The 13,786-nt window shown below is 61.1% G+C and carries 16 protein-coding genes and 2 pseudogenes; 9 read left to right on the forward strand and 9 right to left on the reverse strand.

What is annotated here, in order from left to right; genetic code table 11:
* Nucleotides 1–436: 436 nt before the first annotated feature.
* The 5 genes and pseudogenes from IVB07_RS19605 to IVB07_RS19625 all read right to left on the reverse strand — a co-directional run bounded on the left by IVB07_RS19605 (nt 437) and on the right by IVB07_RS19625 (nt 4,890).
* Complete coding sequence (locus IVB07_RS19605) at nt 437–1,465, reverse strand: IS110 family transposase (RefSeq protein ID WP_247766646.1); 1,029 nt, start codon at nt 1,463–1,465, stop codon at nt 437–439.
* Between the two features lie 448 nt (nt 1,466–1,913).
* On the reverse strand, nt 1,914–2,093 hold the full coding sequence (locus IVB07_RS19610) for a hypothetical protein (RefSeq protein WP_247375897.1): 180 nt from the start codon (nt 2,091–2,093) through the stop codon (nt 1,914–1,916).
* A gap of 173 nt (nt 2,094–2,266) precedes the next feature.
* Nucleotides 2,267–2,497, reverse strand: coding sequence for a hypothetical protein (locus tag IVB07_RS19615; protein WP_247375898.1), 231 nt, complete (start codon nt 2,495–2,497; stop codon nt 2,267–2,269).
* Nucleotides 2,498–2,893: 396 nt separating this feature from the next.
* Nucleotides 2,894–3,160 carry a hypothetical protein gene (locus IVB07_RS19620; protein WP_247375900.1) on the reverse strand — a complete coding sequence of 89 codons (267 nt, stop codon included), beginning with the start codon at nt 3,158–3,160 and terminating at the stop codon, nt 2,894–2,896.
* A gap of 1,113 nt (nt 3,161–4,273) precedes the next feature.
* Nucleotides 4,274–4,890, reverse strand: a pseudogene (locus IVB07_RS19625) (NYN domain-containing protein).
* Nucleotides 4,891–5,616: 726 nt separating this feature from the next.
* Here IVB07_RS19625 and IVB07_RS19630 point away from each other — a divergent pair.
* Together IVB07_RS19630 and IVB07_RS19635 are read left to right on the forward strand one after the other, a co-directional pair.
* Complete coding sequence (locus IVB07_RS19630) at nt 5,617–5,952, forward strand: hypothetical protein (protein WP_018457874.1); 336 nt, start codon at nt 5,617–5,619, stop codon at nt 5,950–5,952.
* Between the two features lie 328 nt (nt 5,953–6,280).
* Nucleotides 6,281–6,445: a hypothetical protein gene (locus tag IVB07_RS19635; RefSeq protein WP_018457873.1), complete on the forward strand. Its 165-nt coding sequence runs from the start codon at nt 6,281–6,283 to the stop codon at nt 6,443–6,445.
* 200 nt (nt 6,446–6,645) lie between these two features.
* On the opposite strand, the gene IVB07_RS19640 is transcribed toward IVB07_RS19635, so the two are convergent.
* Nucleotides 6,646–6,894: a hypothetical protein gene (locus IVB07_RS19640; protein ID WP_018457872.1), complete on the reverse strand. Its 249-nt coding sequence runs from the start codon at nt 6,892–6,894 to the stop codon at nt 6,646–6,648.
* A gap of 14 nt (nt 6,895–6,908) precedes the next feature.
* Nucleotides 6,909–7,088, reverse strand: coding sequence for a hypothetical protein (locus tag IVB07_RS19645; RefSeq protein ID WP_018457871.1), 180 nt, complete (start codon nt 7,086–7,088; stop codon nt 6,909–6,911).
* A 517-nt stretch (nt 7,089–7,605) separates the two neighbouring features.
* Between IVB07_RS19645 and IVB07_RS19650 the strand changes: the two genes are divergently transcribed.
* Nucleotides 7,606–8,349, forward strand: coding sequence for a DUF2786 domain-containing protein (locus IVB07_RS19650; RefSeq protein WP_018457870.1), 744 nt, complete (start codon nt 7,606–7,608; stop codon nt 8,347–8,349).
* A 41-nt stretch (nt 8,350–8,390) separates the two neighbouring features.
* On the opposite strand, the gene IVB07_RS40670 is transcribed toward IVB07_RS19650, so the two are convergent.
* Nucleotides 8,391–8,597, reverse strand: a complete 207-nt coding sequence (locus IVB07_RS40670) for a hypothetical protein (protein ID WP_346658296.1) — start codon at nt 8,595–8,597, stop codon at nt 8,391–8,393.
* A 307-nt stretch (nt 8,598–8,904) separates the two neighbouring features.
* On the opposite strand from IVB07_RS40670, the gene IVB07_RS19655 reads away from it, so the two are divergent.
* The 4 genes from IVB07_RS19655 (at nt 8,905) to IVB07_RS19670 (ending at nt 12,432) form a co-directional block, all read left to right on the forward strand.
* Nucleotides 8,905–9,201, forward strand: coding sequence for a hypothetical protein (locus IVB07_RS19655; RefSeq protein WP_018457868.1), 297 nt, complete (start codon nt 8,905–8,907; stop codon nt 9,199–9,201).
* A 187-nt stretch (nt 9,202–9,388) separates the two neighbouring features.
* The gene (locus IVB07_RS19660; RefSeq protein WP_085349854.1) at nt 9,389–11,416 is read left to right on the forward strand and encodes a VTT domain-containing protein; all 2,028 of its coding nucleotides are present in this window, start codon (nt 9,389–9,391) and stop codon (nt 11,414–11,416) included.
* Complete coding sequence (locus tag IVB07_RS19665; protein ID WP_039800285.1) at nt 11,416–12,111, forward strand: endonuclease/exonuclease/phosphatase family protein; 696 nt, start codon at nt 11,416–11,418, stop codon at nt 12,109–12,111. Before IVB07_RS19660 ends, IVB07_RS19665 begins: the two co-directional genes overlap by 1 nt.
* 129 nt (nt 12,112–12,240) lie before the next feature.
* On the forward strand, nt 12,241–12,432 hold the full coding sequence (locus tag IVB07_RS19670; protein ID WP_018457865.1) for a hypothetical protein: 192 nt from the start codon (nt 12,241–12,243) through the stop codon (nt 12,430–12,432).
* A gap of 49 nt (nt 12,433–12,481) precedes the next feature.
* Here IVB07_RS19670 and IVB07_RS40675 read toward each other — a convergent pair.
* A pseudogene (locus tag IVB07_RS40675) lies at nt 12,482–12,704 on the reverse strand (hypothetical protein).
* A 235-nt stretch (nt 12,705–12,939) separates the two neighbouring features.
* Here IVB07_RS40675 and IVB07_RS19675 point away from each other — a divergent pair.
* Both IVB07_RS19675 and IVB07_RS19680 read left to right on the forward strand, forming a co-directional pair.
* Nucleotides 12,940–13,257, forward strand: coding sequence for a DUF1476 domain-containing protein (locus IVB07_RS19675; RefSeq protein ID WP_162847233.1), 318 nt, complete (start codon nt 12,940–12,942; stop codon nt 13,255–13,257).
* Between the two features lie 41 nt (nt 13,258–13,298).
* Nucleotides 13,299–13,613, forward strand: coding sequence for a hypothetical protein (locus IVB07_RS19680; protein WP_085349855.1), 315 nt, complete (start codon nt 13,299–13,301; stop codon nt 13,611–13,613).
* Nucleotides 13,614–13,786: the final 173 nt, after the last annotated feature.

The raw sequence follows: 13,786 nt of genomic DNA on the forward strand, positions 1-13,786 counted from the left end.
GGCGGCAAGAGTAAGTTTGAATTTCATCCATGCTACTCCAGCGGAGACTATCCCCGCGAACCAAGCTTAGACGTTCCTCCCTGAACCTTGGATGACCAAGCAGCCTCACGCTCTCAATGAGCGCCCCGGAACGCGCGCGAGCTACTGCGCGTCGGGGGTTAGACATTGCAGATGTGGACGGCCCCCCACTTGTCAGGATTGTAGCAGACTTTTGGCCAGATCGCTTGCTATCAGATGTCCGGCCTGTTTGCGCGGACAAAGCCCGCTGGCCGAGATGGTGTTCGCTACGCACGCTCCAAGCACATGGGCGACATTCTTAGTGCCAGTGTAATCTTCGGAAGCTCGCGCGTATCGACCGATCGGTCCTTCCATCTACTGCGTCCTGCAAGTTCGTGGGCAATCCGCCGAGCAACCTCGCTCGCGGGCCGATTTCAGATCAAGTCGGCATGGCGGCTACCGGCTGCTTGTACACGCCACCCGATATCATCAGGCGCCAAGCGATGCGGGCAAACTTGTTTGCCAAGGCCACCGCGACCAACTTTGGCGGCTTTCGCCCCAGCAGCGAAGCGAGCCATTGTGTCGGCTTATGACGGCCCTTTCGGATATGCCTCAGCAGTGCGGTTGCACCGACGATCAACGTCGATCGCAGTATAGAATCTCCGGCCTTTGTAATGCCGCCGAGCCTTTGCCGGCCGCCAGTTGAATGATCCTTGGGTGTCAGCCCGAGCCACGCCGCAAAGTCGCGACCCGATCTGAACGTCTCGGGCGGCGGCGCTTTCATGCTGAGCATCGACGACCCAATCGGACCGACGCCTGGAATTGTCGCAATACGCCTGCTGATGTCATCCTCGCGATGCCACTTCATCAGCTTGGCCTCGATCTTCGCCAGGCGAGCTTGGACCGCGGCATACTCGTCAGCCTGAAGGCGGAAGAGATCCCGCGCCATTTCCGGCAGGCTTTCGTCTTCGAGCACACGTTTGATGAGTGCCGCGACGTTCTGCTGGCCGGCGGGCCCGACGATACCAAACTCAGCGGCATAGCTCCTGAAAGCATTGGAGAGCTGCGACTTCACGCTGACCAGGCGTTCCCGCACAGTCATCAACATGCAAGCCGCTTGCCGTTCCTTCGACTTCACCGGTACGAACCGCATGCTGGGCCGGGTAACCGCCTCGCACAGTGCCTCGGCGTCGGCCGCGTCGTTCTTGCCGCGCTTCACGTAAGCCTTCACGTATTGAGGAGGGATCAGCTTTACCTCGTGCCCGAAAGATTGGAGCAGGCGCCCCCAATGGTGCGAGCTGCCGCAAGACTCTATGGCGACGAGAACCGGCGGAAGCCGCTCGAAGTAGCGGATCATCTCGGCTCGCCGAAATTGGCGCCGGACAACCACTACCTCATTTTCATCAACACCGTGAAGCTGGAACACCGACTTCGAGGTATCCATGCCGATACGAACGGGAATATTCATTAGACTTTCCTCTCATCTTTTCTGTGACGCCGAGAGCGCCATCAAACCGTGGGGATGAGAGGCCGTCCACACCAGCACATGAAGCGAACCGGCCCGGCTTGGCGGGCGGATGCGGGGACAGTGTGCGATAGTTTGATTGCGGCAGGATAGCTGGCTTGAACCGGGGCACCATAGGCGCATATTCGGCGGATGTTCGAGCAGCGACCAATTTTCATGGCTCGGAAAAATCCCGGACTTGGCTGGGGGGTGGATATTCTGTGGCCCGATGGCGAAACGGAAGTAATCAAGGGCTTTATTTCGGAAGGCGACGCGGTCAAGTGGATTGCTGAGCATGAGCACTCGAAGCCGTGGCAGGGAAATACGAATCAAAAACCACCCCTACAGCCTTAGAGACCCGGAATCGCCAATTCTCACCAGATCCTCGAAAGGCCGCCGCCGCCTATCGCCATCAATTGTGCTTCACGCTGTCCGCGATTGCGCGTTCAACTTCTGAGGCGAGAACCGTCAGGTGATCAGCCAGCCTCGGAAACAGCTCTCGTTTCTTCGGGTCGGTCGCCAAATCACCGATGAGAGCGCACTCGGCGGCATCTGTGCGGAGCTTTTCCAACTGAACCTGCATGTCTTTCATTGCAGCTACTCCGTTCCCCGAGGGGAACTGTACTGCCAAGGTGTGAAAGCGAACAGAGCGAAACGCCGAACTTTCCTAGGCTCGGGTCGCTGGACCGACGCAGTCCAGCACCTCCAGCGGCCCCGGCCTCCCACACCTCAAAAGCCCCCACGGCCGGGGCCGTCTTTAAGTGGCTATCGATAGCTCAAGCCACCGAAAGGCGCTTTGGCCTTCCAGTCGAAGTCCGGCCGAACGTCGGCACCGCGAGATCCGCACCCTTCGCAAACGAACCGTGGTTCAATATCAGACAAGCGAACATCGTCTGGCCGGCGATCGGCGCGTAGTGCAACTTTGTGACCGCAATGGCAGTAGACCAGGACGCCACGCAGGCTCATCTCGCGCATGTCGCCAAAGGTAATCTTCATCTGCCGGCCGTCGGCGTGTGTAGGAGCGGGCGCGTTTGTTCAGGCCCCGCCTCCACGCCCTCATGGAGCTGTTCTTCCCAGACTAAGTCGCCGCATTCGCATTCGAAGATCCGGAGGAAGCCGGGTGGCTTTGGGTTCCAAATGCGCTCCATAACCCGTGTCGGTCGGTCGCACTTGGGACATCGGACGGAATCTTGTCTTGATGTCATAGGCACGTCTCGCCACTACGTGGGCAGACTCTGGACGCAGCTTTATGTTCCCAAGCAAGCCCGCGGAGTACGGCAAGGCCGCGCGGCTTAGAGACGGCCCCGGCTGGATTGCCTGGGGGGTCAAGGCCGGGGCCGCTCCGCCAGCTCGAAGAAGAGAGCTAGCGAGACAGCAAGCCGGGCAGTGATGCTAGGTTCCTACCGGAGCGCCAGCAGATCCTGGCAGCCGCACGTAGGTACCGCTCTCGTGCAGCTCTAGCCAGCCCTTCTCGACTGCGCACCTGATGCCGGCGCCGAACTCTGCCCCGCTTGCGTTGAGCGTGTAGAGGAAGGGGTAGTTGATCTTCTCGATATGGATTCTGCCGTCCTGGACCGGCTCGATGCCCGAAGCCAGCTGAACGAGCTGACGCGCGGCGACTTCCGGATCGGCAAAAGGGCGTTCGGTGACGTGCTTCATCGCTGGAATCAAAACCTCAGGCGCCCATGCTTGGCCTGACTTGCCCGCGACTGTCATGCCAGTTCGGGACGATATGCACAGATCCTGCGGCGCCGCACGCTGAGCAGACCAGGCGCAAGGCCGACGCGCGACCAAGGCTGATCTTGCGGGAGTATGTCGAGCCGCACGTCCGCCCTGCGATCGCAACAGCCGTTCAGGCATTGGATGTTGCAGGTCACATGGCCGTCAGCCAGCCATTCCGCAGGGCTGCAGGGCGGATAGTGTCCAGACCATTTCGTGTGCCGAGGAGCGCGCATGCCGCCAGCAAAGCGGCATCTTAGGTATTTCGCAAATTATCGATTCCTAGTAGCTCGGAACGCGCGTCAGCTACCGCTTGTCGTAGGTGGGAAAAAGTCGCGTCGCCTGAAGCTCCGCCGATCCGCGCTCAAGTGAAAATAACGCCGCCGGGCAAACAATACCTTGTCCCGGCGGCGATGGGTTTAGTCCAGCCCCGAGAGGGATCAACAAAATCCCGGATACTGATACTACGAACGGAGGCGCGCGTAGTTTCAGTGCACCTCTCCGTGCATTGGCCCCCGGGTCACCCGCGGGCCCTTGCGGGCGCCATCGTTACGTTGGCGTGCGCAAGCCTGTGGAGCTCAGCCATTGCTGAATGTGCAGGGCGTTCTCACTCAGGCGCGCGGCTTTTAGCAAAGCTTCCCGCTTGGGGCCCGGAGGTGTTGCCTCTGCCCGGCTGCGAGCGGCGCTCGCCATTTGGGTGAGGCGTTCTGTCAGGGATGGGGTGAGCATGGGCATAAATGGCTCCGCATATCTTGGCGGGAGCACGGGGCTCTCAGTCACCGATAGAGGCCGTGATGGGCCGGTGATGGATCCACTAGGCGCCTATTCCACAGGATTAGATAGTCAATTCCGAGGCAAGTGGCACGCCAGGGCGAGGCGGCGCCTTGGTCCTTCTTGGGGGACAGTTCCGCGATCGCCGCTGCCCGCTGTTTCTCGAAATCTATTCGGCGGTCACTAAGTTCACTTTTGGTCAGTGTCCATGCGATTTTTAACCTAGGTTAAGATGGCAAAGGCGCCCCGCCATGCTCGCAGGCGAGGCGCCGCCTTCAGAGTCTAGTCGTGTGGGTCGTTTCCCTTCGGTTCCTGCAAGAACTTTGGCATGTGTCCACGCGCTTCACGATCGCGCGGGGCGGGGCGTTCGGACGGGTCGCGGCCGAGCTTGGACTGCAGCTCGACGAGGTCGGTGAAGACGTCGGCCTGGCGGCGCAGCTCGTCGGCGATCATCGGCGGCTGGCTCGCGATCGTGGAAATCACGGTGACCCGCACGCCGCGGCGCTGAACGGCCTCGACCAGGGACCGGAAGTCGCCGTCGCCCGAGAACAGCACCATCTGGTCGATGTGTCGGCGAGCTCCATCACGTTCACGGCGAGCTCGATGTCCATGTTGCCTTTGACCTTGCGGCGGCCGGAGGCGTCGATGAACTCCTTGGTCGCCTTGGTGACGACGGTGTAGCCGTTGTAGTCGAGCCAGTCGATCAGCGGCCGGATCGAGGAGTACTGCTGATCCTCGATGATCGCGGTGTAGTAGAACGCCCTAAGCAGCGTCCCGCGGCTCTGAAACTCCTTCAGCAGGCGCTTGTAATCGATGTCGAAGCCCAGAGTTTTCGCCGTCGCGTAGAGATTGGCTCCGTCGATAAAGAGCGCGATCTTGTCGGTCGGGATTGGTGACATTCAGTCCACGCTTTCCGTAAAACAGCGCACATTACTGGAATCATTGCGGGACGGCGACACGGATTAGAACCGCATTGAGCAACAAGGCGTGCCGCCGACGGCAGGAGTCTGATCGGCCGCACGGGGCGGCATCAGCACGACATCGACGAGCTCACTCGTGGAGCGTATCTGGCGGAGGAGAGCAGGGTGCCCGGCGAGTCCGGCGCGCTGCTGGAAATAGCTGAGAACTACGATCGCGCGGCTGCGAGATATAACCGTGGGCAGGACCGTAGATTGCTCTTCGATGTAGGCGGAAAAGGCGTGCGACTTCAGCAAGGTTTGACAGACACCCCTTCCGCCACCTCCTAGTCCAATAGTGCCCAATCCGTCTTTCTGTTTCGAAGAAGCGCTTGATCTAAAACGGTTGGGTTCGTTGCTTGGGCTTGGTGGCAGCGCGGGCTCCAGCAGCGTGCCCACGTGGTCTGGTGCCGCTCTCGGCGCCGGAGCGGGCGGCCTCTCCATTCCCATGTTCGCAAGCGGCACCAGTTCGGCCCCGGGTGTACTCGCCATGGTGGGCGAGAAAGGTCCCGAACTGGTCAACCTTCCGCGCGGCGCGCAGGTTTTCAAGCCGTCAAGCGCGGAGAATGCTGGAGGATCAGAGCGGCCCTGCTGTGGTCATGCAGGACGGTGTGCTGGGAGTAGCTGCCGAACTTGTGGACTGGCCGCTCCGCCGCTACGATTTGCGGCATGGGACAGACCAAAAAGCTGATCGATTGCCACGACTGTGACCACCCGGTTTCACCGAGTGCGTCGGCCTGTCCAAATTGCGGCTCGAAGGTGCCGTTCGGTCCTCCCGTTCTTCACCGCAAAAGGCCCCCGGTCTATAACATCGAGGCGCGCAACGACCGCAACATGGTCGTCTTTGCCGTGACGCTGGGAGGCTTAGGCGCAGCTTACGGATTTGCGACAAGCGCAGGGCCGCTTAGCGCTGCGCTGCTGGTCACATCGTACGGCATGCTGGGTGTGTTGGTAGGCGTCCCGCTTGCGGCGTTGTTCAACGTCACGCGCCGGCTGTGGCGGTAGCGACCTCCGGAATCTGGGAAGTCTACGTACCAGCCCAGCGTCGCTCCCGGCGCTCTCATCCGCAATGAGCATGGGCCTAGTAAGGAAGCGGTGCCATTTCCACACCCGAGTGACAATCCGGGCCACCCCGAATTCCGGTAGTCTTACGGAATCCTTTTTCGGAACACGGTGTTCTACTGTGAGAACACCGGCGAGATTTAAGTACCAGTTTCTAATTTGCCCGGGATGGCCGCAGTGGGGGCTGGAACCACCCTGCGGCCTTTCGCTTTAGCGAACCCATTTCTAAGTTGAGCCGTACCGTCTCGGAGGCGAAGTCGGCGGAGAATTCGTGAGCATTCAAATCATTATAGCCGCCATGTTGGAGCGCGAGCTAGCGGCGCGCGGCGTGCAATCGTTGGGACCTTCCGATTGCATAGAGATCGTCGAGAACCTGCTTGAGCGCTTGAAAGATCTGGATCGGGAGTTAGCTGCGCGAGGCGCAACGCGGCGGTAGGCTGATGGAGAGACGGCCCCGGGTTGGAGGGGCCGGGGACTGGTTAGACCGAGGCCGCTACGCGGGAGCTTTGGCATTCTCTTGTTCACGATGCAGGTCCGCAGGAGTCGCAGTCGATCGCGGATCGACATTTGCGATTGCGGTCTGGCAGGCGAGCAATCCGGTCATCGGGACGCGTCGCGCCGTGAGCACGATGAGCTTTAGATCGTCTTCCGGTGTCCAATGGTCAGTGCGTATTTGTCCGCTCCAGGCTCAAGATGCTGAGGCCAGTCAATTGCCGTGCAGAACAAGCCGCGTCGCTCGATTTCCCGTGCAAGAGCTTCCGCGCGCAGCCTCGCTGGCAATCCGACAAAACGCGCGCCGGCTAGCCTATCTGCTTGCACCTCTTGGCGAATGAACTCGTGCATCCGCAGAATGAAGTGGTCAGAGAGGCCTTCGAATTCGCTCATGCCAGCCAATCGCGTCAGTCAAAGATATAGGCAACCAGAAAGGTGGATGGCTGCCAAGCGATGAACCCAATCGCCTCCAGCGAAACAGCTGTGGCCAGGAGGGCTACAGCGCTGAAGGTGAGGTGAATGACGAGATCAAAAAAGTTGTGGGGCTCGTCTGCATCTGCAGTTTGAAATGCGGTTCTATTGGACATTCGAATATTCCTCTATTCGAGGTCATATCGAGTTCGACGCTCTCAGCCAAACGTTCGCTGGGGTTAACCTGACCGCTAAACCTTAACAGCGGGTCCAGTCCCTATGTGTCGCGGCACAAAACCGATCGACGGCCTTGATCAGTGCGTCCTTCAATCCACCACTCTGCTGCGGCTAACCTCAACAAGCGCAGGGATCAAAGCCGGCTGGCTGCAAGCTCGAAATACTGTGAACACGACGCCGCCGCCAAAGCCAAGGCGCTCACGCAACCCCGTTCGGCTTGTGGTGGTCTGCTCCCGACAGTGATTTGTCAGTTGCGGTGGAAATCGAGCGAGTGCGCGATTGTAGTGAAGCCTCGTCTCTGCATTCTATGGTCAGTGCCGCGAGGTCGTGCACCGCACGTAGAAGGAGTGAGGTCCGTTCGAAAAAAGTCGAAGATCAATACAGTTGACAAGAGACCCCTTCCGCCGGTCTATCCGACCGGGTTCTATCCGTCGGGTTTACCCGGACAGGTGATCGGTGAATCAGACATCCAATCCAGCTGCACTCGACAAGCTGAAGCTCCGCATTCAGGCGTTGCGTTCCAAGACCATCGCCAATGGCTGCACTGAGGACGAGGCGCTGTCTGCGGCCGCCAAGGTCGCCGAACTGCTGGATCGCCACGATTTGTCGCTGTCCGACGTCGAACTGCGGGCGTCGCCGTGCGAGCGGAAGGTCTACGAGACTTTTCGCAAGAAGCGAATTCCCCTGGACGACTGCATCGGGGCGATCGCTCGTTTCTGCGATTGTCGGGTCTGGCGCGAGAAGAACACGGCCGGCGAGAGCAGCTATGTGTTCTTCGGCCTCGGCGCGGACATCGAGGTCGCGCATTATCTGGCCGAATTGATCGACGGCGCCGTCCGCGCCGAGCTCGGCCGCTTCAAGACCTCGGTCGACTACAGCAGGTTCCGGCACCAGGAGCGGCATCTGGCCAATGCCTCCTTCGCGCTCGGGATGGTGGGGTCCATCGCGGACAGGCTGGTGGCGATCAAGGCCAGTCGCGATCAGATCAACGAAAGCACCGGCCGCGGGCTGGTGGTTCTCAAGACGTCGGTGGTCGATGCGGAGTTCGACAAGCTCGACCTGAAGATGCGGACCCAGCGCAGCAGCAGCCGGATGGTGTCGATGACGGCCTATGAAGCCGGCGGCGCCGCCGGCGCGTCGCTGGCCATCAATCCCGGGCTTGCAGGGTCGCAGTCAAGGACCGCTCCCAAAGGGAGCTGAGCGCGTCGGGGGAGGGCGTGCAGCGTCACCGTCATTGCAGTTCAGTCGATCGACTTCTCGAGCTTCTGGGCTGCCCGGAAGTCGTCCATGTGCTGCAGGTTGGGCCCATACGCAGCCTCCTTGGTCAGCAGGTGGTAGATCCGGGCCACGACGGTTTGCAGATGTTTCATTCGTCGGCGCGGCATCGCCCGGGCCTTGCAAAGGGCTCGGACCGCGTGCGCTCGGAAATAATCAAAAGCGTCTGACATCGCGGACTCAACGTCCCGCGAAACGATTGGTTCTTGGATTGGTCCTCGTTCGCGCGCCCCAAAGCGCCTCCAGGAACGCTGTCGAATGGGAGAACTTAGCTCGTCACGAAGCTATGGGATGGGCGAGGTATGTTCTTCTTTTTCTCGAACCGGCTGGGATGTCTCGGCTCGCTGCTGGTCTCCGGGTTGATCACTCTCGCGCTGCTTGTTCTGTTCGGGATCGTTCGGTTCTAACCGCCCGCGGGTTCAGGAACCTGGCCCTCGCTGACCCGTTGTTGGCACTCTCGTCCAGCCATGGAGGGCGCCCTTGGAAAGTACGATCATCGGAGAATTCGACACGCGCCGCGGCGCCGAGCTTGCGGTTGAGCATGTCGTGCAGGAATGCGGCGTGCCGCGAAGCGACGTCTTCGTCCAGCCCGTCGGTGGCGCGAACACGTCGGGGACACGCCCGGCCGGTCCTGACGCCAAGGCCGCGCCTGCGCCGGAGGGACACCAGAAGCTGGAAGGCCGGATCGAGGTCTCCGTGGATTTTCACGGCGATGCGCCTGAGAAGATCGCGGACGCCTTGAAAGGCGCAGGTGCGAAGACTGTCCGAACCAAGTAGCGGCAATGGGCGACTGTGGCGCCGGAATCCGCGCACGCTGCAACGGCCACTCTGGTTCTGAGTCGGGGAACCCCTTGCGCGGTCAGTGCGTTTCAACGCGAACGCAGATTGCGAGGTCTCCCTGCTTCAGAGCTCATCGACCCTGATCCCCGGCGACACCGTCTGGCGGCGGTGCGAGGCGCGGCGTGTGGCGGTTCTGAACGATGCTGCCGCTTATTTCGCGGCCCTGCGGCAGACCCTGCTGCAGGCGCAGGACCTCGTCTATATCGTCGGGTGGGATATCCATAGTGAGACCAGGCTGGTCGGCGAGTCCGGGCGAGCGGATGATGGCTTGCCGGAGCAACTCGGCCCATTCTTGCGCGCGCTGGTCCACCGCCGTCCCACCTTGCACATCAACATTCTCGTCTGGGACTTCGTCTCGTTCTACGCCTCCGAGAGGGAATGGAATTCCGCGGCCAAATTTACCGCCGACACAGATGGCCGCGTCCGGTTTCACCTGGATGCCACGCTTCCCTTTGGGTCGGCCCAACACCAGAAGATCGTCTGTGTCGATGGTTCACTGGCGTTCGTCGGCGGGCTCGATCTGACGATCAGGCGTTGGGACACCAGTGATCATCGCGCCGATCACGCATCGCGCTGTGATCCCCAGGGCAAGCCATACCTGCCGTTTCATGATGTTCAATGCGTGGTCGATGGGGATGCGGCGGCGCAGTTGTTCGACCTCGTGGAGCAACGCTGGCGCGCGGCGGGCCAACAAATTGATGATCGGCGCCCGCTGAAAAGCTTGCGCTGGCCGGCGATTGTGCCGGTCGAGGCTGAACATATTCCGGTGGGTATCGCCAGGACCGAGGTGGTTTGTCCGGCAGGTTCGACGCTCCGGGAGGTCGAACGCTCGCTGATTGCAGCGATGCGGTCCGCGACGAAATTCGTGTACATCGAGAACCAGTTCACCAGCGCCACCAAGATCGCGCGCGAATTGGCGGAGCAGATGCTGCGCGTGCCTTCGCTTCGGGTTCTGATCGTCACCCCAAAACTGCACTCCTCATGGCTGGAATCCCAAGCGATGCAGAACGGCCGGGGCGCTTTCATCGATTGCTTCAGTTCGGCCGGCGTCGCCGATCGCATCCGCTTCGTCTACCCGGTCTCGGGGAACGGGGATACGGAAGCGGCCGTGATGGTGCACAGCAAGCTCATGATCGTCGACGATCGGATCTTGAGGATCGGTTCGGCCAATTTGAACAATCGATCGATGGGTGCCGATAGCGAATGTGACCTGATCTTCGAAGCCGCATCAGACGAGCATCGGGAGTTCATCGCCTCGGTCCGCCGTCGCCTGATCGCCCATTTCTGCGGTCTCGATGAACAGACCGTCGCGCAAAACGAAGATCGTCTTTTTGCGCTCCTGGACGACGTCGCAAGCGGGACGAAGGCGCTGCGGGACGTTGAATCCTCGGTCCTGACCAGCGCTCTGGCCACGATGGTTCAGCCGGTGGCGGACCCTGAGGCGCCTCTTCATCTGGAGCGGGCGGCATCGCGGATGTGGAGCACGAAGACGATCATCGGGATGGTCTCGATCGCCGTGGCGCTTTTTGGACTGGCGATGGCCTGGTCCTACACGTCGTTGAGCGATTTCGCCGACGCGGGCCGGATGTCGACGCTTCTGTCTGCCTATTCGCAGTCCGTTTGGGGTCCGCCATTCGCGATTGCAGCTTTCGTCGTCGGCGGGTTGGTCGTGTTTCCGGTTCTCGTGCTCATTGCGGCGACTGCTGCCGCACTGGGACCATGGCTAGGCTTCGTCACCGCCATGACGGGGGTCGTGCTCAGCGCCTTTATCCTGTTTGCGATCGGACGGGCACTCGGGCGCGAACGCCTCCAGCGTTTGCTCGGACGACGTACCGCGCGCATCCAGGAACGTGTTGTCGGCAAGGGGATTCTGGCTGTCGTCGTCATCCGGATGATCCCGATCGCGCCGTTCTCAGTGGTGAATGTCGTGGCTGGCGCGAGCACGCTGCCTCTGCGTGACTTCCTGGTCGGAACGCTGCTCGGCATGACGCCCGGCATTCTCGCCATGGCAGTTTTGGGGGCTCAGATCGCTGATCTCGCCAGGAACGCGTCCTGGGTCAACATGTTGCTGCTCGCACTGGCGTTCCTGGGCTGGCTCGCGATCTGCGCCGGCGCGCAATTCGTCGCGACGTGGCTCGCCGGGAGGCGCTGATGCGCTTCATGACGTGGAATGTGCATGGCACCTTCAATCTCAATCCGAAGTTCGATCTGGAAGGGATCTGTTCCATCATTCGCAAATGGGCTCCCGATGTCGTCGCGCTTCAGGAGGTGGATTCGCGATCGCGATCGGACGATCCGTTTGCGAAGCTGGCGAGCGTCGTCGGCGATCACGGTGTTCACGCCAAGTCGATCGTCACGGCCGATGGCGACTACGGCCAGACGCTCCTGAGCCGCTTTCCATTCTCCGGCCCGCCCGAGATCGTCGACGTGTCGTATCGTGAGCGGGAGCCGCGCCGAGCGATCGCCGCGGGACTGCTGACACCGGTTGGCGATGTTCGCGTGGTGGCCACGCATCTCGGCCTGAGCATCCACGAGCGCCACGCGCAGGCTCAGGCGCTGGTGAGCCTGGTGAAACCTGGAAGGACCGTCGTCCTCGGGGATTTCAACGACTGGTTCTGGATCAAATCGGTGCGGCGCGTGCTCGCGCAGGTCTGCCCAAACCGTACGCGGCTGCGAACTTTCCCGTCGCATTTGCCCCTGCTGCGGCTTGACCGGATCTATGCGACGTCCGACAGCCCGATCGGGAAGGTTTGGACCGACGAAGGCGCGAGGGCCTATTCAGACCATTTGCCTGTTATTGCAGACATCGAGATCCCTGCGGGGTCAAACGCATCGAAAGTGCGATAAAAAAAGTGCTGTCTGCAGAAGGACTTGGCTACTGTGCATGGGGTTGTTTTCGCACATTATGCAGTCGGCCCGCAGTGCCGCTCAGCGGGACCACGAGGAACTCTTTCCTCACCTCAGCATTATCTGGCCATGACGGAAGACATTTCCTACCGGCGCAAGCCCTTGACTCCCGAGCAGCGGCAGGCGCGCGATGCGACACGCCGTGTCGAAGCCGAAAAAGCCATGCGCGATCATGAAGCTGCGCAGAAGGCGTTTTATGCGAACAAGGAACGGCTAAGGGCCGAACGGTTGGCACGTGAACAGACGGAGGCGAAGGGCTGACCGTACGCGGTCGCCCCGTCAAGGATGTCCTTGCCCGCGAGCGCCGGTCTCAGTGCCGGTGAGGGATGCGGGTCACGCTCAACGCCTGCTTCAGCGCCTGAACGGCACTTGCGAAAGGTCTGCGAGGCGATTGCGCCTCGATCGCTTCGGCTGCGACGCGACAATCGTCAGCGACCTTGCAACCCGCCTCGCGCGAGGTCCATGGTGGAGAGGGCTGCCTGCTCCAGGCAGACCCGTTCAAGCCGTCGAAACTCCCGCAGTTCTTTGTTCATGCGTCAGCTCTCGATGTCCCCGGCCATGCGGCGCTGAGTCTGCTTAATGAACAGTAAACATCTCTGCCTAGCCGGGTTGGCTGGCGTAGAGCTGGTGGGTGCCTTGGGCACGCCCAGCGGGCTTGACGGCGTTTGGCTTCCGCCGGAAGCTTCCAACGACCCTGATTTGAACCACGGAGACGTTCGCTTCCAGCCAGTCCGATCCCGATCAGCGAAAAACGAAATGGAGCTGACCATGACCACGTTCGACAAGCGCGAGCAGGGCTTTGAGGCCAAATTCGTCCACGACGAGGAGCTCATGTTCAAGGCCACGGCCCGGTCCAACAAGCTGCTCGGGCTCTGGGCCGCAACCCAGCTCGGCCTCAGCGGCGATGCCGCGGCCGGCTATGCGACGGCGTTGGTGACGGACCATCTGGAGAACCACTCGATGGACGAGATCCTCGACAAGGTGGCAGGCGATCTTGCCGCCAAAGGCGTCGCGCGCGAACAGGTCGCAGCCAGGCTTCAGGAATGCATGCACCAGGCGTTGCAGCAACTCGAAGCGGACAAGTGAAAGCAGGCCGGCCCTCGACGGCTGGGATCGGGAGGCGGGTGGTGTCTTGCGGAATATCTTGCGGAGTATCTTGGAGCAGCTTCCGCAAATGGGCCGGCGCGATCGCACTCGCTGCTACGATCCTGGTCGGCTGCTGCGGCGCTGAGGTATCGGCCACGCCGCTGACGCCATTTCGCTACGAGGCGCAGGCGCAGCGTCACTGCCCGCACGACCGGGTTGTCTGGCTCGATTTCAGCAAAGGTGTCTATTACGGCAAAGGCCAGAAGCGGTACGGCCAGGGTTTTGACGGCAGCTTCGTCTGCCTGAGCGAAGCCCGTGACAGTCTCTATCGGCGTTCGCTGCTTGGACTGCGGTAAGCGTATTGTTCGGGAAGTGCTGGGTGCTCAGGCGAAGGCCAATGCCACGAGGCTGGAGCACAGCAGGACCAGACCACCGGCGGTCAATGCCAGGAAGCCATCGGATACGAGGTCATGGTTGCGCATGGGACACCTGCCGCTCTCGTCTGCGATGCTCGATCGGATCGATTAAA

The organism is Bradyrhizobium sp. 172, from assembly GCF_023101065.1.
GTDB classification, from domain to species: domain Bacteria; phylum Pseudomonadota; class Alphaproteobacteria; order Rhizobiales; family Xanthobacteraceae; genus Bradyrhizobium; species Bradyrhizobium canariense_D.

What these genes read in the sequence shown, in the direction of transcription:
- IVB07_RS19605 (WP_247766646.1), bottom strand. Translation starts at nt 1,465, where the DNA reads ATGAATATTCCCGTTCGTATCGGCATGGATACCTCGAAGTCGGTGTTC.
- IVB07_RS19610 (WP_247375897.1), bottom strand. Translation starts at nt 2,093, where the DNA reads ATGAAAGACATGCAGGTTCAGTTGGAAAAGCTCCGCACAGATGCCGCC.
- IVB07_RS19615 (WP_247375898.1), bottom strand. Translation starts at nt 2,497, where the DNA reads ATGAAGATTACCTTTGGCGACATGCGCGAGATGAGCCTGCGTGGCGTC.
- IVB07_RS19620 (WP_247375900.1), bottom strand. Translation starts at nt 3,160, where the DNA reads ATGAAGCACGTCACCGAACGCCCTTTTGCCGATCCGGAAGTCGCCGCG.
- IVB07_RS19630 (WP_018457874.1), top strand. Translation starts at nt 5,617, where the DNA reads ATGGGACAGACCAAAAAGCTGATCGATTGCCACGACTGTGACCACCCG.
- IVB07_RS19640 (WP_018457872.1), bottom strand. Translation starts at nt 6,894, where the DNA reads ATGAGCGAATTCGAAGGCCTCTCTGACCACTTCATTCTGCGGATGCAC.
- IVB07_RS19645 (WP_018457871.1), bottom strand. Translation starts at nt 7,088, where the DNA reads ATGTCCAATAGAACCGCATTTCAAACTGCAGATGCAGACGAGCCCCAC.
- IVB07_RS40670 (WP_346658296.1), bottom strand. Translation starts at nt 8,597, where the DNA reads ATGTCAGACGCTTTTGATTATTTCCGAGCGCACGCGGTCCGAGCCCTT.
- IVB07_RS19665 (WP_039800285.1), top strand. Translation starts at nt 11,416, where the DNA reads ATGCGCTTCATGACGTGGAATGTGCATGGCACCTTCAATCTCAATCCG.
- IVB07_RS19670 (WP_018457865.1), top strand. Translation starts at nt 12,241, where the DNA reads ATGACGGAAGACATTTCCTACCGGCGCAAGCCCTTGACTCCCGAGCAG.
- IVB07_RS19675 (WP_162847233.1), top strand. Translation starts at nt 12,940, where the DNA reads ATGACCACGTTCGACAAGCGCGAGCAGGGCTTTGAGGCCAAATTCGTC.